Below are 20,067 nucleotides of genomic sequence, written 5' to 3' on the forward strand. Positions count from 1 at the left end.
AAAAGGGCACCCCGCCGATTGCTCAGGCACCACACCCAAAGGCTAGCAACATTCCGTAACCAAACCTGTTTGAATTTTATACACTCCTGTGGCCCAATATACCCTGGTGAAAAGTCCGGGAGACAGCAGTCCCATGATGATCAACAATGCACTGAACATTGGCATCCAGGGTGTCCAGGACGGCATGCGCGGTATGGACGGCGCCGCCCGGCAAATCGCCCGTGGTGGCGTTGACGGCCCCCGTGGCAGTGCCGACGGCGGCAACAGCCTGATCGAACCGATCACCGACCTCCAACTTTACAAGCGCAGTGTTGAAGCCTCCGCCCAGGTCGTCAAGACCGCCGACGAAACCCTCGGCACACTCCTCGACCTCAAAGCCTAGGAACAACACACGGGCCCGGCCATGGCAATCTCCTCTGCTCTGCCTACCGTCAACCCCTTCCCGGTACAACCCACCACCGGCCGGGGAACCATACAGCCCGTAACCGGCTCCGAAAGCCGCGATATCGCCGAATCCCGCAACCCCGAAACCGCCCGGGCGACCGACGAGGCCCCTGAAGCCAGGGGTGAGCGGGGCGAAAAACAGCGCTCCGACAGCGCCGGCGACCAGACCGGGCAGAACGGCCAGCAACTGGACGAGGCCCAGCTCAAAGAACTCCGGGAACTCAAGGCCCGCGACCGGGAAGTTCGTGCCCACGAACAGGCCCACCAGGCCGTTGGCGGCCAGTACGCCGGATCCATCAGCTACACCTATGAGCGGGGCCCGGACGGCAACCAGTATGCTGTTGGTGGGGAAGTATCCATCGACACCTCGCCCGTGCAGGGGGACCCCCAGGCCACCATCGAAAAAATGCGGACCGTTCGCGCCGCCGCCCTGGCACCAGCGGAACCCTCCGGACAGGACCGGGCCGTGGCAGCCGAAGCCATGCAACTGATGTTGCAGGCCCAGATGGAAATGTCATCCGAGAGCCGGGAAACCGGAGAAGCATCCCCTGATCGTGAATCTGGTCGTAGCCAGAGTATCAGCGCCTCCAATGCCTACCGTGATGTTTCCGGTATGGTTGATCCCGCCAGTGGCAGGGCCGCCTTCCAGGCTGTTGCCTGAAACCTTCCGTCCGTCGTTTTTACTCCCCACAGCAGCTGTTTATAGCGAGCGAAAAGTCTTGACAAGACGATGGCTATAAACGTATGTTTCAAACAGCCGTTTGAAGCGCCCATTACAATGTTGCTCCGCGCCACTGTCAAAGTGCTTCGAACCCGGGACTCTCCGGTTTGCCCTGTTACGGGAGTGGCCGGTTCAACCAGATTTATCATCAGGTCCGATATGCGATCGAACCTGATCGACGTGAGGTGAATTTCATGCCCGAATACAAAGCGCCCCTGCGTGATATCCAGTTCGTAATGAAGGAGCTGCTTGGCAGCGAACAGCACTACGCTTCTATCGAGGGTGGGGAAGATGCCACTCCGGATATGGTGGATGCCATTGTCCAGGAAGGTGCCAAGTTCTGTGAGCAGGTGCTCTCTCCGCTCAACCAGGTGGGTGACCGTGAAGGCTGCACCTGGAGCGAGGACGGCGTGAAGACCCCCACCGGTTTCCGCGAAGCTTACCAGCAGTACGTGGAAGGCGGCTGGCCCTCCATGACGTCCGACCCCGAATACGGTGGCCAGGGCCTGCCTAATTCCGTGGGCATCGTGATGAGCGAGATGGTCGGCACCGCCAACTGGTCCTGGGGTATGTATCCGGGCCTGAGCCACGGCGCCATGAACACCGTTGAGGCCCACGGCACCGAAGAACAGAAGCAGACCTACCTGAGCAAGCTGGTCAGTGGCGAATGGACTGGCACCATGTGCCTGACCGAGCCCCACTGCGGCTCCGACCTGGGCACCCTGCGTACCAAGGCCGAACCTAACGCTGACGGCACCTACAGCATCACCGGTACCAAGATCTTCATCTCCGCCGGCGAGCACGACATGGCGGACAACATCGTCCATATCGTGCTGGCCCGCCTGCCGGGCGCACCGGAAGGCACCAAGGGTATCTCCCTGTTCATCGTGCCCAAGTGCCTGCCCAACGACGACGGTTCCGCCGGTGAGCGCAACGCCGTGTCCTGTGGCTCCCTGGAGCGCAAGATGGGTATCCACGGCAACGCCACCTGTGTCATGAATTTCGATGGCGCCAAGGGTTGGCTAATTGGCCCGGAGAACAAGGGCCTGAACTGCATGTTCACCTTCATGAACACCGCCCGTATCGGTACCGCCATCCAGGGTCTGGGTGCCGCCGAGCTGGGCTTCCAGGGTTCCCTGGCCTACGCCAAGGAACGTCTGGCCATGCGCTCCCTGTCCGGCCCCAAGAACCCGGACGGCATTGCCGACCCGATCATCGTCCACCCGGACGTACGCCGCATGCTGCTGACCCAGAAGGCGGTGGCCGAAGGCGCCCGTGCCCTGATCTACCTTGCGGCGCAGCAGTCCGATATTGTTGTTCGCGGCAAGACCGAGGAAGAGCGCAAGGCGGCTGACGCCATGCTGGGCTTCCTGACCCCAATCGCCAAGGCCTTCCTGACCGAGATTGGCTACGAGTCCGCCAACCTGGGCATGCAGGTCTTCGGTGGCCACGGCTTCATCTCCGAGTGGGGCATGGAACAGAACGTCCGTGACGCCCGTATCGGCATGATCTACGAGGGTACCACCGGTATCCAGGCGCTGGACCTGCTGGGCCGCAAGATCCTGATGACCCAGGGTGAGGCGCTCAAGCAGTTCACCAAGATTGTCCACGTATTCTGCAAGGAAAATGCCGACGACGAGCAACTGAAGGAGTTCATCGAGCCGCTGCAACAGATCAACAAGGAGTGGGGCGAGATCACCATGAAGCTGGGCATGACCGCCATGCAGAACCGTGAAGAAGTGGGTGCAGCTGCGGTGGACTACCTGATGTACTCCGGTTACGCGGTATTCGCCTATCTGTGGGCCCGGTCCGCCAAGGTGGCGCTGGATGCCATGCGTGAAGGTACTCCCGAGGAAGCCTTCTACAACGCCAAGGTCCAGACCGCCCGTTTCTACTTCAAGCGCCTGCTGCCGCGTACCCGCACCCATGTGGAAACCATGTTTGCCGGTGCCGATACCTTGCTGGACATGCAGGAAGAGCACTTCGCGTTCTGAGGATCGCAACCTGAGTGAAACCCTGGTGACCTCCCGGTTGCCAGGGCCGGATTCAGGCATACTGTGGATTTCGGCCCACGGCCAGTCCAGCCCGCGCTCCGTCAGGACGCGGGCTTTTTTGCGGGCGCTTCAGGCTGCCCCAAAGGCGGCGGATGCGGTAGACTGTTTCCCCTTTATTTTGTGAGAAAGCCCCGTAAAGAGGGCGTTATTCCCCCATACCAATAGACTGGAGAAAACACGATGGCTGACTATAAGGCTCCGTTACAGGAAATCCGTTTCGTCATGAACGAGGTATTTGACGCGCCGTCGCTCTGGGCATCGATGCCCCGGCTGGCTGAACGGGTCGATCCGGATACGGCTGACGCCATTGTCGAGGAGGCCGGTAAGGTCACCACCAATGTCATCGCTCCCCTGAACCGCGAAGGCGACGAGCAGGGTTGTCAATGGGACAACGGCAACGTCACTACACCGGACGGCTTCCGGGAGGCCTACCAGACCATCGTGGAAGGCGGCTGGAACGGCCTGGGTGGCAACCCGGATTTCGGTGGCATGGGCATGCCCAAGACCCTGGTCGTCCAGTTCGAGGAAATGCTGCAGGCCTCCAACATGGCCTTTGGCCTGGCCCCCATGCTCACCGCCGGTGCCTGCCTGGCCCTGGACGCCCACGGCAGCGAGGCGCTGAAGGAAAAGTACCTGCCCAACCTCTACTCCGGTGTCTGGTCCGGTTCCATGGACCTGACCGAGCCCCATTGCGGTACCGACCTGGGCATCATGCGCAGTAAGGCGGAACCCCAGGACGACGGCAGCTACCGCATTACCGGTACCAAGATTTTCATCACCTGGGGTGAGCATGACATGGCCGAGAATATCGTCCATTTCGTATTGGCCAAGTTGCCGGACGCCCCCAAGGGGCCCAAGGGCATCTCCCTGTTCCTGGTGCCCAAGTTCCTGGTCAACGATGACGGCTCCCTGGGTGAGCGTAACGCCTTCAGCTGCGGTTCCCTGGAGAAGAAGATGGGCATCAAGGGTTCCGCCACCTGCGTGATGAACTTCGACGGCGCCAAAGGCTGGCTTGTGGGTGAGGAGAACAAGGGCCTGGCGGCCATGTTCACGATGATGAACTACGAACGCCTGGGTGTGGGTATCCAGGGCCTGGCGGCGGCGGAAGCCTCGCTTCAGAGCGCCCGGGAATACGCCTTCGAGCGGATCCAGAGCCGTGCCCCCACCGGTGCCCGCGAGCCGGAGAAGGCCGCTGACCCGCTGGTGGTGCACCCGGATGTGCGTCGCATGCTGCTCACCATGAAGGGCTATGTGGAAGGTGGCCGTGCCTTCTCCACCTATGTCGGCCAGTGGCTGGACGTGGCCAAGTTCTCGGATAACGACGAGGACCGTGAGCGGGCGGAGGGCCTGGTGGCCCTGCTGACCCCCGTTGCCAAGGCGTTCCTGACCGACCGTGGTTTTGACATGTGTGTGCTGGGCCAGCAGGTGTTTGGCGGCCACGGCTATATCCGTGAGTGGGGTCAGGAGCAACTGGTCCGTGATGCCCGCATCACCCAGATCTATGAGGGCGCCAACGGCATCCAGGCCCTGGACCTGATGGCCCGCAAGGTGGTGGGCAGCCAGGGCAAGCTGTACGAGCTGTTTGCCGGGGATATGGCGGACTTTATCGAGAAAGAGCAGGGCAACCCCGCCCTGGCACCTTTCCTGGCCCCCCTGGCTGCGGCCCTGGAGCGCCTGTCCGATGTCACCGAGCAGGTAGTGGCCCAGTCCAAGGACGATCCGAATGCCCCGGGGGCAGCCTCCGCCGACTACACCAATCTGTTCGGTATGACCGCGCTGGCCTACATGTGGGCGAAGATCGTGGTGGCTGCGGCGCCGAAGGCGGAGGGTGACAGCTCCGGGTTCTATACCGGCAAGCTCAAGACCGCCCGTTTCTACTACGAGCGTCTGCTGCCCCAGACCGTGGCGCTGGCGGAGAGCATTCGCAGTGGCAGCCACTCCATGATGGAGCATGCCGACAACGAGTTCTGATTCAGATCAAGGTATTGCTGGAAACCTCACAAGAGGCCGGCCATTGCCGGCCTCTTGTGTTTCCGGGGTATTGACACCATTTCCGAAACAGGCGCATGTTTAAGTTCGTTCAATCATTGTTACCAAGGAGGTAACCATGAGCATGAAAGACGACCTGAACAAACTTTCGGAGACCGTCAAGCAGTATCGTGATGAACTGAGAGTCCAGCTCCATCTGGCCCGGCAGGATGTCCGCGACGAGTGGGATGACCTGGACGAGTACTGGGAAAAATTCCGCCAGAAACTGGATGAAGTCCGTCACGATGCCGAGGAAGTGGGCGAGGAAACCCGGCAAACCGCTCACAAACTGGGTGAGGAGCTGAAAGCCGGGTATGAGCGGATCCGCCAGCGGTTGAAGTAACGGCTTACTGCCGTAGTAAAGCCGCCAGGTTGGACAGATGGTGCCAGGGCGGCAGGTCACCAAAGCCTTTGGCGGCCCGGTCGGCGTCACTGCACAGGTTCAGTGCCTGATGCAGGCGGGCGGCGTTCAGCCGGCGGGCAGCCTGCTCAATGGCCCTGGCCCGCTGGGGCTGGAATACGCCGTTTTTCTTCAGGAAGTTTCCGGGCACCTCCCGCTTTTTCATGGCCTGCTGCAGTTCCAGTGTCATGTTGATATCCCGCACCAGCATGGCCAGCAGGCCCAGGGGATTCTCCCCTTCCTGCCTCAGTGAGGTGATGACTTTCTGGGCGTGGGAAGCCCGGCCCGCCAGCAGGTCGGTGATCACCTCGAAAATATTGAAGCGGGCGCTGTACTGCACCGCGTCCTCCACCACATCCTCGTTGATCGTCTTGTCCCGTGTCAGCAACTCCAGGCGGTCCAGTTCCTGGCTGGCGGCCAGCAGGTTGCCTTCCAGCCGTTCCGTCAGCAGATCGAGGGCGCCCTGGGTCAGGGTCAATCCCCGGGACCGGGCCCGCTGCTGCAGCCAGCCACCGAACTTGTCGTTATCGATGGGCCACACCGTCACATGGACCCCGGCCTTCTGCATTTGCTTGTACCACTTGCGTTTGGTTTCCGCAGCATCCAGGCGGGCACTGATCAGCAGCAGGAGGATATCGTCGGCGGGTTCCAGAAGGGCCTGTTCGATCACATCGCGACCGTCCCCCAGCTTGCCGGAAGGCAGGTGGATCTCGATGCGGCGGCGTTCGGCAAACAGCGACATGGCCCCCAGCTCATCCCGTACCGAACCCCAGTTGAGGTGCTGGTCGGCATGGTAGACCTGGCGGTCGTTAAAGCCGGCGTCCCGGGCTTTGGCGCGGATCTGGTCGCAGGCTTCCTGTACCAGCAGGGGTTCGTCCCCGGACACCAGGTACACTGGCGCCAGGGATTTCTCCAGTGCCTGTGCCAGTTGCCCGGGGTTGATCTTCATTGTGACGGCTTCTGCTGCTGGTCTTTGGTGGCTTCCAGGATCTCGTCGATCCGCTCCTGGTCGAAGGACACCAGCCGGTAACCGATCTGTCGTACCAGGTTGTCGTAGAGCTGACGTTCAATCTCCTCCCGCTCCCGGCGCTTGGCCAGCACGCTGGTGGAGTCGAAGCGATAGCTCTGGGAGGCACTGACCTCGGTTTCCGGTAGCAGGGGAATGCCCTCGCGGGTCTGCAGGACCACGCTGACGGTCTGGCGCAGCTCGTACTCCGCCGCTTCTGCCTGGGCGGTGATGGCGCTGGTACGCTGGTTCTGGCGGAAGTCGCCCAGCAGGAGCAGGTGGGCGGCCTCTTCCCGGCTGTCGGCGAGTTGCACGTCGCCAATGGTGAACTGGGACTTCAGCGAGTTGCACAGTTCCGTGGGAACGCCGTCATGGCAACCAACCCAGATGGGCTCCAGGGCGGATGGCACCGGTGAGGCGCCCCGCAACTGGAACCCGCAGGCACTGACCAGCAGGGTCAGCAGGGCAAGGGTGCTGGCGTGTCTGAGCTGTTTCATTGCCGTCTCCCGGGACTGACCTGTCGGTACCTGTTAGTTGGCAACCACGTTGACCAGTTTGCCTGGTACCACGATGACCTTGCGTACCGTCTTGCCTTCGGTAAAGCGGGTGACGTTGTCGTGCTCCAGGGCCAGTTTCTCCAGGTCGGCCTTGTCGATATCCGCGGGCACATCGGCCTTGGCGCGCACCTTGCCGTTCACCTGCAACACCACCTGGATCTGGCTGCGTACCATGGCACTTTCATCGGCCACGGGCCAGTGTGCGTCCACCACCGGCTCCTCATGGCCCATGGCTTGCCACAGGGTATGGCAGATATGGGGTGCGATGGGGGAGAGCATCAGCACGGCGGCGTCCAGGGCTTCCTGGATCACGGCGCGGTCCTGCTCGTCCTTCGGCTCCAGCTTGGCCACTTCGTTAAGCAGCTCCATCACGGCGGCGATGGAGGTGTTGAAGGTGAGGCGGCGGCTGATGTCGTCGCTGACCTTGGCAATGGTCTCATGGGTCTTGCGGCGCAGGTCCCTGCGGGCGTCGGTCAACTGCTCCACGTCAATGGCCGCCACCGGGCCTCCGCCAGTATGCTCGCGCACCAGGCGCCACAGGCGTTTGAGGAACCGGTTGGCCCCTTCCACGCCGCTGTCGGACCACTCCAGGGACTGCTCGGGGGGAGCGGCGAACATCATGAACAGGCGAACGGTATCGGCCCCGTACTGGTCGATGATGGCCTGGGGATCGATGCCGTTGTTCTTGGACTTGGACATCTTGGTGACGCCGCCGATCTCCACCGGCTGGCCGTCTTCCCGATGCACGGCCTTAACCACCTGACCCTTGGTGTCCCGCTCGACGGTGACATCCGCCGGGGCGATCCAGGTGGTCTTGCCGGCGTCGTCGGTGCGGTAGTAGGTCTCCGCCAGCACCATGCCCTGGCACAGCAGGCGGTTGAAAGGCTCGGAACTGGTCACCAGGCCCACGTCCCGCAACAGTTTGTGGAAGAAGCGGGCGTAGAGCAGGTGCAGGATGGCGTGCTCGATACCGCCGATGTACTGGTCCACCGGCAGCCAGTAGTTGGCCGCAGACGGGTCCAGCATGCCCTTGTCATAATTGGGGCTGCAGAAGCGGGCATAGTACCAGGAGGACTCCATGAAGGTGTCAAAGGTGTCCGTCTCCAGGGTGGCCGGTTGACCATTGTAGTCGGTTCTGGCCCACTCCGGGTCCGCCTTGATGGGGGACTGTACGCCGTCCATCTCCACGTCCTCCGGCAGGCGCACCGGCAGCTTATCGTCCGGTACCGGCATCTCGGTGCCGTCTTCCAGGGTCATCATGGGAATGGGCGCGCCCCAGTAACGCTGGCGTGATACGCCCCAGTCCCGCAGGCGGTAGTTGACGGTGCGCTTGCCAATGCCGTTCTTTTCCAGGTGATCGGCGATGGCCTCGAAGGCCTCCTCGCTGGTCAGGCCGCTGTAGCTGCCGGAGGATACCAGGGTGCCTTTCTCGGTGAAGGCCTCTTCCTGGACATCCAGCTCGCGGCCGTCGCGGGCGGCAATCACCTGCTGGATGGGCAAGCGGTACTTGCGGGCGAACTCATGGTCCCGTTCGTCGTGGCCCGGTACGGACATCAGGGCGCCGGTACCGTAGTCGGCGAGCACGAAGTTGGCGACCCACACCGGGATCTCTTCCTGGGTGAGGGGGTGGATGGCCTTGTGGCCGGTGTCGATGCCTTTCTTTTCCATGGTCGCCAGCTCGGCTTCGGCCACCTTGCTGTTGCGGCACTCCTCCACGAAACGGGCCACGTCGGAGTGCTCCTCGGCAGCCTGCTTTGCCAGGGGGTGCTCGGCGGACACCGCCATGTAGGTGACACCCATCAGGGTATCCGGACGGGTGGTGTACACGGTCAGACCATCGTCACGGTCCTTGAGCGGGAAGGTCAGCTCGGTGCCCATGGACTTGCCGATCCAGTTGCGCTGCATGGTCTTGACCTGTTCCGGCCAGTCTTCCAGGTCATCCAGGTCGTTGAGCAGTTCCTCGGCGTAGTCGGTGATGCGGATGAACCACTGGGGAATCTTCTTCTGCTCCACCACGGCGCCGGAGCGCCAGCCACGACCGTCCACCACCTGCTCGTTGGCCAGAACGGTCTGGTCCACCGGGTCCCAGTTGACGGTGGACATCTTCTTGTAGACCAGCCCTTTCTCGTACAGGCGGGCGAAGAACCACTGCTCCCAGCGGTAGTAGTCCGGGTCGCAAGTGGCCAGTTCCCGGTGCCAGTCGTAGCCGAAGCCCAGTTGCTTGAGCTGCTGCTTCATGTAGTCGATATTGGACCGGGTCCACTTGGCAGGAGCGGACTTGTTGGCAATGGCGGCGTTCTCGGCGGGCAGGCCGAAGGCGTCCCAGCCCATGGGCTGCATCACGTTCTTGCCCTGCATGCGCTGGTAACGGGAGATCACGTCGCCAATGGTGTAGTTGCGCACGTGGCCCATGTGCAGCTTGCCACTGGGGTAGGGGAACATGGACAGGCAGTAGTACTTGGGTTTGCCGGGCTCCTCCTTCACCGTGAAGGTGTCGTTGTCTTCCCAGAATCTGCGGGCATTCTGTTCAACATCGCGGGGATTGTATTGCTCGTCCATTCCTGCCATTGCCGTGCGTTACCTTGTGTCGAAAGGGGTGTAGGGCCCCTGTCAGAAAAGTGTTGTCAAATGGGCCGGACATTCTAACGTACTGCAGGCGCAACAGGTAGCCTGCCGGTGAGAGCGGTCCGACCCGCTCCCGGGGGCTGCGCGCCCCGCGTGATTCCGCACTTGTTCGGTGGCCCTGATGTGCCACACTGAAAGAAACCCGGTAGCGAGGAGTTGCCATGACCGAGCAGGACAAGAAACAGCAGCCAAAACAACTGTCTGAACAGGCACTCAAGGCCTATGACCGGATGCTGGAGCGGGTGGAGGCCCGACTGGCGGAGACCGAGGAACGGACCCTGGAGACCCTGCGCGAGGAGATCGACGATGCGGTGGAGTTCGAGACCGAGCTCAAGCGCCTGACCCGGGACGAGGCCAGCCTGCTGGCCGCCTACCTGCGCCGGGACCTGGAGCACCTGGTGACCTATGTGGAAGGCACCGGCGAGGGCCTGAAGGAATGGCTGCAACTGGACCTGTCACTGCTGGAGCACAAGCTGGCGGACATGCTGTTCTCCATCGCCGACAAGACCCGCCTGGATACCCTGGAGCTGGACCAGAAGCTCCACAACGAGAACGTCACCCATTACCTCTCCGGCGAGGTGGCCACCGCCGGTATGTTTCGCTGCCTCAATTGCGGCCACATGAAATGCCTCACGGCGACCAGCCAGATTGCCCCCTGCGAGGCCTGCGAGAGCCATTACTTCGAGCGGGTGACGGGGCAGTGGCCGGAACGGGAGTAGTGGTGGATGTCCGGGGACTTCCGGTTAACCCGTAGCGGTATCTGTGACGACAGATACTGAACTGCAGGCTGCTTTGCGATAGCATGCGGCCTTCCACTTTTTTCCTCCGGGAGAGTCGCTGCCCATGGACTGGGACCGTTTCCATTTCCTCTGTCGTCACTACCAGGCCTCACCCGGTCGTCTGCTGCCGGGTGGCACCGATTGTCACCAGGAGGGAGAGCTGACAGCGCTCGGTACACCCCTGCCGGCCCGGTCACTGGGGGCGGCATTGTTGCGGCGTCTGCAGGGGCTACCTCCCGATACGGCCGAACCCCTGCTGAGCTGGTACGGCGAACAGGATTTCAGCCCCATCCTGGCGCCGCCTCCCCGGGTGCGCGGCGTGCTCCTTTATCTCAGCGCCCTGTCGCTGGTCCTGGGGTTCATGATGGCGATCTATCACCTGGTGCTGCTGCCGCGCATGCGGGAGTTCTATACCAGTGTCGAGGTGCCCGGCACCGCACCGGCGTTTGCCATGATCGAGCAGGGTAGCGCCCTGCTCGGTGTGGTGGTTGTCCTGCTGGTTCTGGTCTGGCTGCTTGCCTGGCAGGTCCGGCGCCTGTACCGGTTCCCCGCCTCCGGTGCCGACAGCCTGGTATTGCGATGGATGCCCGGGGGTATCGGCAGGCGTTATCGGGAACTGGCGGACCTGATCCAGGTGCCGGTTGCCCATGCCGTTGGCGAGTCGCCGGGCAGCGCGACCGCCCGGGAATACCTGGCCTGTTGTCAGGGCCGGGTTCCGGGACCTGACCTGCCACGCCTTATCCGGCGTCAGGCGGAAGAGCTGGCGCGCAGGGTGGTCCTGTGTCTGCAGGTTGCGGTCGCGCTGGTTGGCGTGCTGATCGCCTTGGGCATCGGGCTGTTCCTGGCAGGCGCATACTCACCCATCTTCTCAACAGGAGCGATTGTATGAACAGGAAGGTTCGGGCTTCCCGGGGGTTTACCCTGATCGAGCTGATGGTGGTGGTGTCGATTATCGGCATCCTGGCGGCCATTGCGCTGCCCCGGTACCAGGAGTACATCCAGCGGGCCCAGATGGCGGAGGCCCTGAGCCTGTCAGCCCCCATCAAGGAGGCGGTCAACAGTTACTACCGGGAGTACCTGGCGTTTCCGGAGGACAACAGGGCGTCGGGAGTGCCGGCTCCGGAGCTGCTGCCGTCCAACTATGTAACGGGCGTTGAGGTGGCGGAAGGCGCGATCCACATCCACCTTGGCAACAAGATTGGTGCCCCCCTGCAGGGCAGTATCCTGACCCTGCGGCCGGCACGGGTCGACGGCAGTCCCGTCAGCCCCATTTCCTGGCTCTGCGGCTACGATACCCCGGTGCCGGGAATGAGTGCGGTGGGGGAGAACCGTACCGATATAGCCCCCGAACTCCTGCCTCATTCCTGTCGCGAGCGTCGGGTTCAGGGGTAGGCTGAACTGACGCCAATTTTCCGGTAGAATTCCGCCTCTGTTTTCAGGACCCTCCGGTATGGCGTCGATGCTGTTTCCGGGGGTTCCGCAATGCCATTGACCATAACGAGTAAGGGCTCCATGGAAATCAATCCTATTGTTACGAAGATCAAGGAACTTCGTGAGCGCACTGAAGCGCTCAGGGGGTATCTTTGACTACGATCAACGTAGTGAACGCCTGACCGAAGTCGAACGCGAGCTGGAGCAGCCATCCGTCTGGGACAATCCGGACCGGGCCCAGGCCCTGGGCAAGGAGCGCGCGGATCTGGAGCTGATTGTCCGCACCATCGACAACCTCACCACCGGCCTCGACGATGCCGACAGCCTGCTGGAAATGGCTGCCGAGGAAGAGGACGAGGGCACGGTAGCCGATATCGAGTCCGATCTGGACGCGCTGGACAGGGAGCTGGAAAAACTCGAGTTCCGCCGCATGTTCTCCGGCGAGATGGACGCCAATAACGCCTACCTGGATATCCAGGCGGGCTCCGGCGGCACCGAGGCCCAGGACTGGGCCAACATGCTGCTGCGCATGTACCTGCGCTGGGCCGAACGCCGTGGCTTCAAGGCCGAGATTGTCGAGCTGCAGGAGGGCGAGGTTGCTGGTGTCAAGAGTGCCACCATCCATATCCAGGGCGACCATGCCTATGGCTGGCTGCGCACCGAGACCGGCGTGCACCGCCTGGTTCGCAAGTCGCCGTTTGATTCCGGCAATCGCCGTCATACGTCGTTCTCGTCTGTGTTTGTATCGCCAGAAGTGGACGACAGCTTCGAGATAGAGATTGATCCCTCGGACCTTCGGGTGGACGTGTACCGGGCATCCGGCGCTGGTGGTCAGCACGTTAACCGGACGGAGTCCGCAGTGCGTCTGACCCACAACCCCACAGGTATTGTAGTGGCCTGTCAGGCTGGTCGCAGTCAGCACCAGAACAAGGCCCAGGCCATGAAGCAGCTCAAGGCCAAGCTGTTTGAGCGTGAGATGCAGGAGCGCAACGCCGAGAAGCAGAAGCAGGAAGATGCCAAGTCCGACATCGGCTGGGGCAGCCAGATCCGCTCCTATGTGCTGGATGATGGCCGCATCAAGGACCTGCGAACCAAGGTGGAAACCAGCAGTACCCAGAACGTACTGGATGGTGATATCGACAAGTTCATCGAAGCCAGTCTGAAGATGGCGCTGTAACCAGCGCCGTCTCAATCGTATTAACCCGGAAACCCCGACCTATTGTGAGCCAAAATGACTGATCACAACCCGAACGCCACCCATTCCGAGGACAACAAGCTGATTGCCGAGCGCCGGGCCAAGCTGGCCGAGCTGCGTGAGGGCGGCAATCCGTTCCCCAATGACTTCCGCCGCGATGCCACTGCCGCCGAACTGCAGGAGAAATACGGGGATAAATCCAAGGAAGAGCTGGCGGAAATGGGCATCCAGGTGGCCATTGCCGGTCGCATGATGCTTGATCGCAAGGCGTTCAAGGTGGTCCAGGACATGACCGGCCGTATCCAGATCTACGCGTCCAAGGACGTGCAGAAGGATACGAAACAATGGGACCTGGGGGATATCGTTGGTGTCCGCGGCACCCTGTCCAAGTCCGGCAAGGGTGACCTCTACGTGACCATGGACGAGTATGTGCTGCTCACCAAGTCCCTGCGCCCGCTGCCGGAGAAGCACAAAGGGCTGACCGACACCGAGGCCCGCTACCGTCACCGGTACGTGGACCTGATGATGAACGAGGACAGCCGGCGGGTTTTCAAGGCCCGCTCGAAGATCATCAACGTGATGCGTCAGTACTTCACCGAGCGGGACTTCACCGAGGTGGAGACGCCCATGCTCCAGGTCATCCCCGGCGGTGCCACCGCCAAGCCGTTCGTGACCCATCACAATGCCCTGGGCATCGACATGTACCTGCGTATCGCCCCGGAGCTGTTCCTCAAGCGCCTGGTGGTGGGCGGTTTCGAACGGGTGTTCGAGATCAACCGCAACTTCCGTAACGAGGGCCTGTCCACCCGTCACAACCCCGAGTTCACCATGGTGGAGTTCTACCAGGCCTACGCCGACTACAACGACCTGATGGACCTCACCGAAGACATGTTGCGCACCATTGCACAGAAGGTACTGGGCACCACCACGGTGACCAATACCCGTACTCTGGCGGATGGCACCGAGGAAACTGTTGAGTACGATTTCGGCAAGCCCTTCGAGCGTCTCACCGTGGTGGACGCCATCCTGCGCCATAACCCGGACATTACCCGGGAACAGCTGGCAGACGATGCCAGCGCACGCCAGGTGGCCAAGGATCTGGGCATCCAACTGAAGCCGGGCTGGGGTCTGGGCAAGGTGCAGATCGAGATTTTCGAGGCGACCGCCGAGCATCGTCTGATGCAGCCCACGTTCATCACCGATTACCCGAAGGAAGTGTCGCCCCTGGCCCGCTGCAAGGACACTGATCCCTTCGTCACCGAGCGTTTCGAGTTCTTCGTGGGTGGTCGCGAGATCGCCAACGGCTTCTCGGAGCTCAATGACGCCGAGGACCAGGCTGAGCGCTTCCTGGCCCAGGTGGCGGAAAAGGACGCCGGCGACGACGAGGCCATGTTCTACGACGAGGACTACGTCATGGCGCTGGAGTACGGCCTGCCGCCCACCGCCGGTGAGGGCATCGGTATCGACCGCCTGGCCATGCTGCTGACCGACTCCGCGTCCATCCGCGACGTCATCCTGTTTCCGGCCATGCGCCCGGAGCATAAGGCTGGCCACGGGCAGGAGGAATAAGTCATGACCCCGGCCGAAGGACTGGCGCAGCAACTCCGGCCCGAGCGGGGCTGGGGCCAGTGTCTTGCCGACGAATTCCGCCAACCCTACATGGAACAGTTGGCGGAGTTCCTGGCCAGTGAGGAACAGGCCGGCAAGGTGCTGTTTCCGGAGAGCCGGCATTGCTTCAACGCCCTGAACAGCACGCCGCTGGATCAGGTGAAGGCGGTGATCCTGGGGCAGGACCCATACCACGGTCCGGGGCAGGCCCATGGCCTGTGCTTTTCGGTGCGGCCCAATGTGCAGGTGCCGCCGTCGCTGGTGAATATCTTCAAGGAAATCCAGGATGACCTGGGCATTGCGCCGCCGGATCACGGCTGTCTGCAGCCCTGGGCCGAGCAGGGTGTGCTGCTGCTCAATGCTGTACTGACGGTGGAGCAGGGTAATGCTGGTGCCCATCAGGGCAAGGGCTGGGAAACCTTTACCGACAGGGTTATCGAGACCATCAACCAGCGCCGCGAGGGCGTGGTGTTCCTGCTATGGGGCAGCTACGCCCGCAAGAAGGGCCGCATCATCGACCGCAACCGTCACCTGGTGCTGGAAGGTCCGCACCCGTCCCCGCTCAGTGCCTACCGTGGTTTCTTCGGCTGCAAGCATTTCTCCCGCGCCAACCAATGGTTACAGGAGCAGGGCCAGACGCCCATCGACTGGTCGCTACCCAGCAAGGCGGAGCTGCTGGAGCGTTACAGGAAGAGGTAGAGGGTGCTGGAGACCGGACAGTGGAGTGGGGGCGCTCCCACCTCTCCCCAACGAGGGAGAGGGCCTGGGAGAGGGCGCGCAGGGCGTCGGACGCAGAGTGGGAGTCCGGGGGCTCAAGCGTTACTTCAGTAACGCCATGGCCGCTTCCATCTGGGCGTTCAGGTCTTCCTCCTCACTCATGTCGAGGTTCGGATCCAGGCCCAGGCGGTCGAAGGCGGTGACGGTGCTCCAGTCCATGTCGTTGACCGGATGGTCGGTGCCGGCCAGCAGTTGCAGGTTGGCAACCATCACCAGGTCGGCATAGTCCGCCGACGCCACCTGGCGCTTGTAGTTCTGGTATTCCAGGGGAACCATCTGCAGCTCTTCCGGGAAATCCCATTTCCTGAGAATGGCGGCGCCGATACGCGGATGGATCTCGTCCACCACGTTATCCAGCATCACGCTGCTCACCTGGACATCATTATCTTCCACATAGCGCAGGATGGGCAGCACGCCGATCAGGTGTACCAGACCCCCCAGGGTGGCCTGGTCCGGCTTCAGGCGGGTGTATTGCTGTGCCAGTACATGGCAGACGCCGGCCACTTCGGTGCTGGTTTGCCAGGTGGCCCGCAGGCGCTTGTCGATCATATCCGTGGTGGCCTGGAACATCTGCTCCATCGCCAGGCCCATGGCCAGGTTGCTGGTATAGGCCATGCCCAGGCGACTGACTGCCATGTTCAGGTTCTCGATGGCCCGGGAGCCCCGGAACAGGGGGCTGTTGCAGACCCGGATCAGGCGGGCGGACAGCGCCGTGTCATTGCTGATGACCTTGGCCAGATCCATGATCGAGGAGTCTTCGGCCTCGGCGATGTCGCGTACCTGCAATGCCACTTCCGGCAATGTCGGCAGGATCAGCTTGTCGTTCTCGATGGCCGTGAGTATCTCGCTGCGAATGGCGTCAACAAATTCGGACATAGTGTGTCTGGGTTCCCGATCGTATTGATATTAATGGTCACTGTTATAGCAGAATGCGCCAGCTTTTCCTGTCACCTTATGTATCCGGGGACTGCTCGGCGGGCTGTTCCCGCTCAGGTACGGCATAGGGTAGCGGCAGGATGGTCAGGGGCTGGCCGGTGGCTTCCAGGTTCAATCCTGCATCGGCTGCGGCGTGCTTGATCACCGCCAGCAATTGAACGCTGCCGTCATCCAGTGACACGGAACGCACCACCTCTCCCACCGGCTTGCCATCGGCGACGATACTGCTCCCGGGTGCCGGCGCCTCTCCCCCGGGGGCGCTCAGGCGATAGACACTTTTCTTGAGCTGCCCCAGGAAGTGCATGCGGGCAATCACTTCCTGGCCGGTGTAACAGCCCTTTTTAAAGTGAATGCCATCCAGGTGTTGCCAGTTCAGCATCTGGGGTACCCACTTCTCCCGGGTGTCGGCATCCAGCTCGGCAACGCCCGCGGCAATTTCGCTGGCATTCCAGTCCGCCAGGGTGGCGTCCCCGAGCTGTTCCAGTCTTGCCTGTACTGACGGGGCTGCTGCGGATGGCAGCCAGAGTTCGAAACGGGGCAGGCCCTCGGCCGTGGGCTGGGTCCGGATCAGGTGCCCGTCGCCGAGGGCCATCGTTCCACCGGGTTCGGTGGGCAGGGTGGTGTCGTCCAGGAGGGTCCTGGCGGACTCCTCGCCGAGCAGTCCGATGACCTCGCCGCTGTCCAGCCGCTCCATGGAAGTGCCTCGGAACAGCATCAGGTACTTGTTCAGGTGTCTGGATACGTCGTCGGCAATGGCCGTCGGCATGGTCAGCAGGATGTCATCACCGTCCCTGACCAGCCGGGTGAGCAGGTAGGCCCGGCCCTTGGGCGTGCTGGCGGCGGCCCTGGGTGAGTAGCCGGGGCTCACGTCCGCCAGGTTCTGGCTCATCTGCCCCTGCAGGAAATCGTTGGTACCGGGGCCACTGATGCGGAACAGGACCCGGTCGGAGAGATGGGCCGCAGCCGGGAGTACCGGCTGTGTTCGGGCGAGGGGTGTGGCGTCAGTGGTCATGGGTCTTGCCTCCGGGCCATGGGTGTTGCGTTGGGTTTGGTTGTACGGTGGCAGCATTGATGGGGGCGGGTGCCTCCGGCATCAACCTCAGCCAGGTCCTGAATCGCCTGAGGGCGTCGGTCGGCGAATTGCCCCGGGATGCTTCCGGCACCAGTACCGCTTGCAGCCGTTGACCGCCGGTAACCGTGCGTAGCGCCAGGAACAGGCTCTGGCCGGATAGCCGGCTGTCCGGCAGCACATGGACCTCGGTTCCGGTCTGGTCTGCCAGGGTGGCGAACAGTTGGGGCCCGTGGACGGTCAACCGGACCACCGCCTGGCGGTGACCGAGGGAGCCGCACCGGCGCCAGCGGTCCACCGCTCCCAACCCCGCCAGGGGAGACAGTATCGCCACCCAGGGCAGGCCGCTCCAGGCCATCACCAGTGTTACCAGCAATAGCAGAAGCCAGGGGCCCGCCGCAGCCAGGCCAGCAACCCGGCTGGGGGACAGGGACAGGTCAATCCGGTTGTACACGGTCCAGGATCATGCGCACGATGCGTCGCAGGTCCGGATCTTCCGGTTCACTGCGTTGCATGAACCATTCGAACATGTCCGTGTCCTCACAGCCAATCAGCTTGTGGTAGCGCTGCTGGTCTTCCTCCGGCAGGGAGGGGTAGGCCTGCTCCAGGAAGGGGAGTAGCAGGACGTCCAGTTCCAGCATGCCACGGCGGCTGTGCCACCACAGGCGATTGAACTCGGGGTTGCTCTTTTCGGACATTGATTCAGTGCTCGCTAGGAAATGGGGCGCAGGCCGGGACCTGCGCTCAGGGTGATGCAATCCGGTACGTTGTCGGCACCAGCACCGTATCTTCCGGCTCGTTCTGCAGACCCGGATGGTCCAGGGTGAAGTGAAGGCCGCGGCTTTCCTTGCGCTGCAGGGCAGAGCAGATGATCAGGTCTGACACCGTGACCAGGTTGCGCAGTTCCAGCAGGTCGTTGCTGACCCGGTAGTTGCTGTAGAACTCGCTGATTTCCCTGGCCAGCAGGTCGACCCGGTGCTTGGCCCGTTGCAGTCGCTTGGTGGTGCGTACGATGCCTACATAGTCCCACATGAAATGACGAAGTTCATCCCAGTTGTGGGAAATGATGACGTCCTCGTCGGAGTCCCGTACCTGGGACTCGTCCCAGTCCGGGGCCGGTGGCGGCGCCGGAATATCGGACTCGCGCCGGGCGATATCCGCCGCCGCGGCCCGGCCATACACCAGGCATTCAAGCAGCGAGTTGCTGGCCATGCGGTTGGCTCCGTGCAGGCCGGTAAAGGCCGCTTCGCCCACGGTGTAGAGCTGGTTGATGTCGGTGCGGGCCCGCTCGTCGGTGATAATGCCGCCACAGGTATAGTGGGCCGCCGGCACCACCGGGATGGGGTCGCGGGTAATATCGATGCCGAAGCCCAGGCACCGTTCGTGGATGGTGGGGAAGTGCTCGCGGATAAAGTCCGCCGGCTTGTGGCTGATGTCCAGGTACAGGTGATCCGCCCCCAGGCGCTTCATCTCGTGGTCGATGGCGCGGGCGACAATGTCCCGGGGCGCCAGTTCGCCCCGGCTGTCGAACCGGTCCATGAAGCGGCTACCGTCCGGCAGCTTGAGCAGGCCGCCTTCGCCCCGCACGGCCTCGCTGATCAGGAAGGACTTGGCGTGGGGGTGATACAGGCAGGTGGGGTGGAACTGGTTGAATTCCATGTTGGCCACCCGGCAGCCGGCCCGCCAGGCCATGGCAATGCCGTCACCGGAGGCACCGTCCGGGTTGGTGGTGTAGCGGTATGCCTTGCTGGCGCCACCGGTGGCAATTACCGTGAACCTGGCCCGGAACAGCTCCACATGGCCGGTGTCCAGGTTGAGGATGTAGGCGCCCACGCAGCGGTTGCCCGGCAGCGCCAGTTTGCGGTTGGTGATCAGGTCCACCGCCACCCGCCGGGACAGCAGGTCGATGTTGGCGCGGCTGGCGGCCTGTTCACTCAGCGTCGTGGACACCGCGTTGCCGGTGGCGTCCGCCGCATGGATGATGCGCCGGTGGCTGTGGCCACCCTCCCGGGTCAGATGAAGCTGTTCGTTCTCGTCGCGGGTGAACTGCACGCCGCTGTCAATCAGCCAGCGGACGCTTTCGGACGCGTTCTCCACGGTGTAGCGTACGGCGTCCTCGTGGCAGAGGCCACCGCCAGCGGCCAGGGTGTCGGCGGCGTGCGCCTCCAGGGAATCGTCGCTGTCCAGCACGGCGGCAATACCGCCCTGCGCCCACAGGGTGGCGCCGCTGGTGATGTCGGCCTTGCTGATCACGCCCACGCTCAGGTGCGTGGGCAGGTTGAGGGCAACGGTCAGGCCGGCCGCGCCGCTGCCGATAATGAGAACATCGTATTCGTGGGACTGTGGCATGTGGTCGTTTTCGCGGGCCATAATAGTGTGGCGAGTATTGAACTAAACTTTCTGCCTGCTGTCTATTTGCCCACAGCGGAACCGACGT

General features: G+C 62.6%; 19 protein-coding genes. 11 read left to right on the top strand and 8 right to left on the bottom strand.

The genetic code is table 11. From position 1 onward, the window contains the following. Positions 1 to 136: 136 nt before the first annotated feature. The 5 genes from ACJO2E_RS12085 to ACJO2E_RS12105 all read left to right on the top strand — a co-directional run bounded on the left by ACJO2E_RS12085 (position 137) and on the right by ACJO2E_RS12105 (position 5,590). Positions 137 to 382 carry a flagellar biosynthesis protein FlgE gene (locus ACJO2E_RS12085; protein ID WP_406964179.1) on the top strand — a complete coding sequence of 82 codons (246 nt, stop codon included), beginning with the start codon at positions 137 to 139 and terminating at the stop codon, positions 380 to 382. 21 nt (positions 383 to 403) lie between these two features. Beyond that, complete coding sequence (locus ACJO2E_RS12090; RefSeq protein WP_406964143.1) at positions 404 to 1,105, top strand: putative metalloprotease CJM1_0395 family protein; 702 nt, start codon at positions 404 to 406, stop codon at positions 1,103 to 1,105. A gap of 254 nt (positions 1,106 to 1,359) precedes the next feature. Then, positions 1,360 to 3,159, top strand: coding sequence for an acyl-CoA dehydrogenase C-terminal domain-containing protein (locus ACJO2E_RS12095; RefSeq protein ID WP_406964144.1), 1,800 nt, complete (start codon positions 1,360 to 1,362; stop codon positions 3,157 to 3,159). A 240-nt stretch (positions 3,160 to 3,399) separates the two neighbouring features. Further along, positions 3,400 to 5,190, top strand: a complete 1,791-nt coding sequence (locus tag ACJO2E_RS12100) for an acyl-CoA dehydrogenase C-terminal domain-containing protein (RefSeq protein WP_406964145.1) — start codon at positions 3,400 to 3,402, stop codon at positions 5,188 to 5,190. Between the two features lie 136 nt (positions 5,191 to 5,326). Further along, positions 5,327 to 5,590 carry a hypothetical protein gene (locus ACJO2E_RS12105; RefSeq protein ID WP_406964146.1) on the top strand — a complete coding sequence of 88 codons (264 nt, stop codon included), beginning with the start codon at positions 5,327 to 5,329 and terminating at the stop codon, positions 5,588 to 5,590. Between the two features lie 4 nt (positions 5,591 to 5,594). Here the strand turns inward: ACJO2E_RS12105 and holA are convergent, their stop codons facing one another. From holA to leuS, 3 genes are read right to left on the bottom strand one after another with little or no spacing between them, the layout of a single operon-like run. After that, a complete protein-coding gene (holA, locus tag ACJO2E_RS12110) occupies positions 5,595 to 6,596 on the bottom strand; it encodes a DNA polymerase III subunit delta (protein WP_406964147.1) in 1,002 nt (333 codons plus the stop codon). Then, on the bottom strand, positions 6,593 to 7,150 hold the full coding sequence (locus ACJO2E_RS12115) for an LPS-assembly lipoprotein LptE (RefSeq protein ID WP_406964148.1): 558 nt from the start codon (positions 7,148 to 7,150) through the stop codon (positions 6,593 to 6,595). The genes holA and ACJO2E_RS12115 overlap by 4 nt, the downstream gene beginning before the upstream one ends. Before the next feature lie 33 nt (positions 7,151 to 7,183). Next, positions 7,184 to 9,769 carry a leucine--tRNA ligase gene (gene leuS, locus ACJO2E_RS12120; protein ID WP_406964180.1) on the bottom strand — a complete coding sequence of 862 codons (2,586 nt, stop codon included), beginning with the start codon at positions 9,767 to 9,769 and terminating at the stop codon, positions 7,184 to 7,186. 227 nt (positions 9,770 to 9,996) lie between these two features. On the opposite strand from leuS, the gene ACJO2E_RS12125 reads away from it, so the two are divergent. The 6 genes from ACJO2E_RS12125 (at position 9,997) to ung (ending at position 15,547) form a co-directional block, all read left to right on the top strand. Then, complete coding sequence (locus ACJO2E_RS12125) at positions 9,997 to 10,554, top strand: zinc ribbon-containing protein (protein WP_406964149.1); 558 nt, start codon at positions 9,997 to 9,999, stop codon at positions 10,552 to 10,554. 124 nt (positions 10,555 to 10,678) lie between these two features. Continuing rightward, a complete protein-coding gene (locus ACJO2E_RS12130) occupies positions 10,679 to 11,503 on the top strand; it encodes a hypothetical protein (protein ID WP_406964150.1) in 825 nt (274 codons plus the stop codon). Continuing rightward, positions 11,500 to 12,006, top strand: a complete 507-nt coding sequence (locus ACJO2E_RS12135) for a pilin (RefSeq protein ID WP_406964152.1) — start codon at positions 11,500 to 11,502, stop codon at positions 12,004 to 12,006. The genes ACJO2E_RS12130 and ACJO2E_RS12135 overlap by 4 nt, the downstream gene beginning before the upstream one ends. 120 nt (positions 12,007 to 12,126) lie before the next feature. Continuing rightward, positions 12,127 to 13,222 (top strand): peptide chain release factor 2 gene (gene prfB, locus ACJO2E_RS12140; RefSeq protein ID WP_406964153.1). Its coding sequence is split into 2 segments (ribosomal slippage): positions 12,127 to 12,198 and positions 12,200 to 13,222, totalling 1,095 coding nucleotides; the frame shifts between segments, so codons are not numbered across the junction. Positions 13,223 to 13,276: 54 nt separating this feature from the next. After that, on the top strand, positions 13,277 to 14,809 hold the full coding sequence (gene lysS, locus ACJO2E_RS12145; protein WP_406964154.1) for a lysine--tRNA ligase: 1,533 nt from the start codon (positions 13,277 to 13,279) through the stop codon (positions 14,807 to 14,809). A 3-nt stretch (positions 14,810 to 14,812) separates the two neighbouring features. Further along, positions 14,813 to 15,547, top strand: a complete 735-nt coding sequence (ung, locus tag ACJO2E_RS12150) for a uracil-DNA glycosylase (protein ID WP_406964155.1) — start codon at positions 14,813 to 14,815, stop codon at positions 15,545 to 15,547. Between the two features lie 120 nt (positions 15,548 to 15,667). On the opposite strand, the gene ACJO2E_RS12155 is transcribed toward ung, so the two are convergent. The 5 genes from ACJO2E_RS12155 to nadB all read right to left on the bottom strand — a co-directional run bounded on the left by ACJO2E_RS12155 (position 15,668) and on the right by nadB (position 19,979). After that, the gene (locus ACJO2E_RS12155) at positions 15,668 to 16,501 is read right to left on the bottom strand and encodes an HDOD domain-containing protein (RefSeq protein ID WP_406964156.1); all 834 of its coding nucleotides are present in this window, start codon (positions 16,499 to 16,501) and stop codon (positions 15,668 to 15,670) included. A gap of 76 nt (positions 16,502 to 16,577) precedes the next feature. Next, positions 16,578 to 17,573 carry a CAF17-like 4Fe-4S cluster assembly/insertion protein YgfZ gene (gene ygfZ, locus ACJO2E_RS12160; RefSeq protein WP_406964157.1) on the bottom strand — a complete coding sequence of 332 codons (996 nt, stop codon included), beginning with the start codon at positions 17,571 to 17,573 and terminating at the stop codon, positions 16,578 to 16,580. Then, on the bottom strand, positions 17,563 to 18,084 hold the full coding sequence (locus tag ACJO2E_RS12165) for a hypothetical protein (protein WP_406964158.1): 522 nt from the start codon (positions 18,082 to 18,084) through the stop codon (positions 17,563 to 17,565). Before ACJO2E_RS12165 ends, ygfZ begins: the two co-directional genes overlap by 11 nt. Further along, a complete protein-coding gene (locus tag ACJO2E_RS12170) occupies positions 18,068 to 18,328 on the bottom strand; it encodes an FAD assembly factor SdhE (protein ID WP_406964159.1) in 261 nt (86 codons plus the stop codon). Before ACJO2E_RS12170 ends, ACJO2E_RS12165 begins: the two co-directional genes overlap by 17 nt. Positions 18,329 to 18,374: 46 nt before the next feature. After that, positions 18,375 to 19,979 carry an L-aspartate oxidase gene (nadB, locus tag ACJO2E_RS12175; RefSeq protein WP_406964160.1) on the bottom strand — a complete coding sequence of 535 codons (1,605 nt, stop codon included), beginning with the start codon at positions 19,977 to 19,979 and terminating at the stop codon, positions 18,375 to 18,377. Positions 19,980 to 20,067 lie beyond the last annotated feature (88 nt).

The sequence above is a fragment of the Marinobacter shunpengi genome (assembly GCF_045449695.1).
In the GTDB taxonomy this organism is placed as follows: Bacteria; Pseudomonadota; Gammaproteobacteria; order Pseudomonadales; family Oleiphilaceae; genus Marinobacter.

Excerpts from the sequence above, each read along its gene's own strand:
- ACJO2E_RS12085 (WP_406964179.1), top strand. The coding sequence starts at position 137 with ATGATCAACAATGCACTGAACATTGGCATCCAGGGTGTCCAGGACGGC.
- ACJO2E_RS12090 (WP_406964143.1), top strand. The coding sequence starts at position 404 with ATGGCAATCTCCTCTGCTCTGCCTACCGTCAACCCCTTCCCGGTACAA.
- ACJO2E_RS12095 (WP_406964144.1), top strand. The coding sequence starts at position 1,360 with ATGCCCGAATACAAAGCGCCCCTGCGTGATATCCAGTTCGTAATGAAG.
- ACJO2E_RS12100 (WP_406964145.1), top strand. The coding sequence starts at position 3,400 with ATGGCTGACTATAAGGCTCCGTTACAGGAAATCCGTTTCGTCATGAAC.
- ACJO2E_RS12105 (WP_406964146.1), top strand. The coding sequence starts at position 5,327 with ATGAGCATGAAAGACGACCTGAACAAACTTTCGGAGACCGTCAAGCAG.
- holA (WP_406964147.1), bottom strand. The coding sequence starts at position 6,596 with ATGAAGATCAACCCCGGGCAACTGGCACAGGCACTGGAGAAATCCCTG.
- ACJO2E_RS12115 (WP_406964148.1), bottom strand. The coding sequence starts at position 7,150 with ATGAAACAGCTCAGACACGCCAGCACCCTTGCCCTGCTGACCCTGCTG.
- leuS (WP_406964180.1), bottom strand. The coding sequence starts at position 9,769 with ATGGACGAGCAATACAATCCCCGCGATGTTGAACAGAATGCCCGCAGA.
- ACJO2E_RS12125 (WP_406964149.1), top strand. The coding sequence starts at position 9,997 with ATGACCGAGCAGGACAAGAAACAGCAGCCAAAACAACTGTCTGAACAG.
- ACJO2E_RS12130 (WP_406964150.1), top strand. The coding sequence starts at position 10,679 with ATGGACTGGGACCGTTTCCATTTCCTCTGTCGTCACTACCAGGCCTCA.
- ACJO2E_RS12135 (WP_406964152.1), top strand. The coding sequence starts at position 11,500 with ATGAACAGGAAGGTTCGGGCTTCCCGGGGGTTTACCCTGATCGAGCTG.
- lysS (WP_406964154.1), top strand. The coding sequence starts at position 13,277 with ATGACTGATCACAACCCGAACGCCACCCATTCCGAGGACAACAAGCTG.
- ung (WP_406964155.1), top strand. The coding sequence starts at position 14,813 with ATGACCCCGGCCGAAGGACTGGCGCAGCAACTCCGGCCCGAGCGGGGC.
- ACJO2E_RS12155 (WP_406964156.1), bottom strand. The coding sequence starts at position 16,501 with ATGTCCGAATTTGTTGACGCCATTCGCAGCGAGATACTCACGGCCATC.
- ygfZ (WP_406964157.1), bottom strand. The coding sequence starts at position 17,573 with ATGACCACTGACGCCACACCCCTCGCCCGAACACAGCCGGTACTCCCG.
- ACJO2E_RS12170 (WP_406964159.1), bottom strand. The coding sequence starts at position 18,328 with ATGTCCGAAAAGAGCAACCCCGAGTTCAATCGCCTGTGGTGGCACAGC.
- nadB (WP_406964160.1), bottom strand. The coding sequence starts at position 19,979 with ATGCCACAGTCCCACGAATACGATGTTCTCATTATCGGCAGCGGCGCG.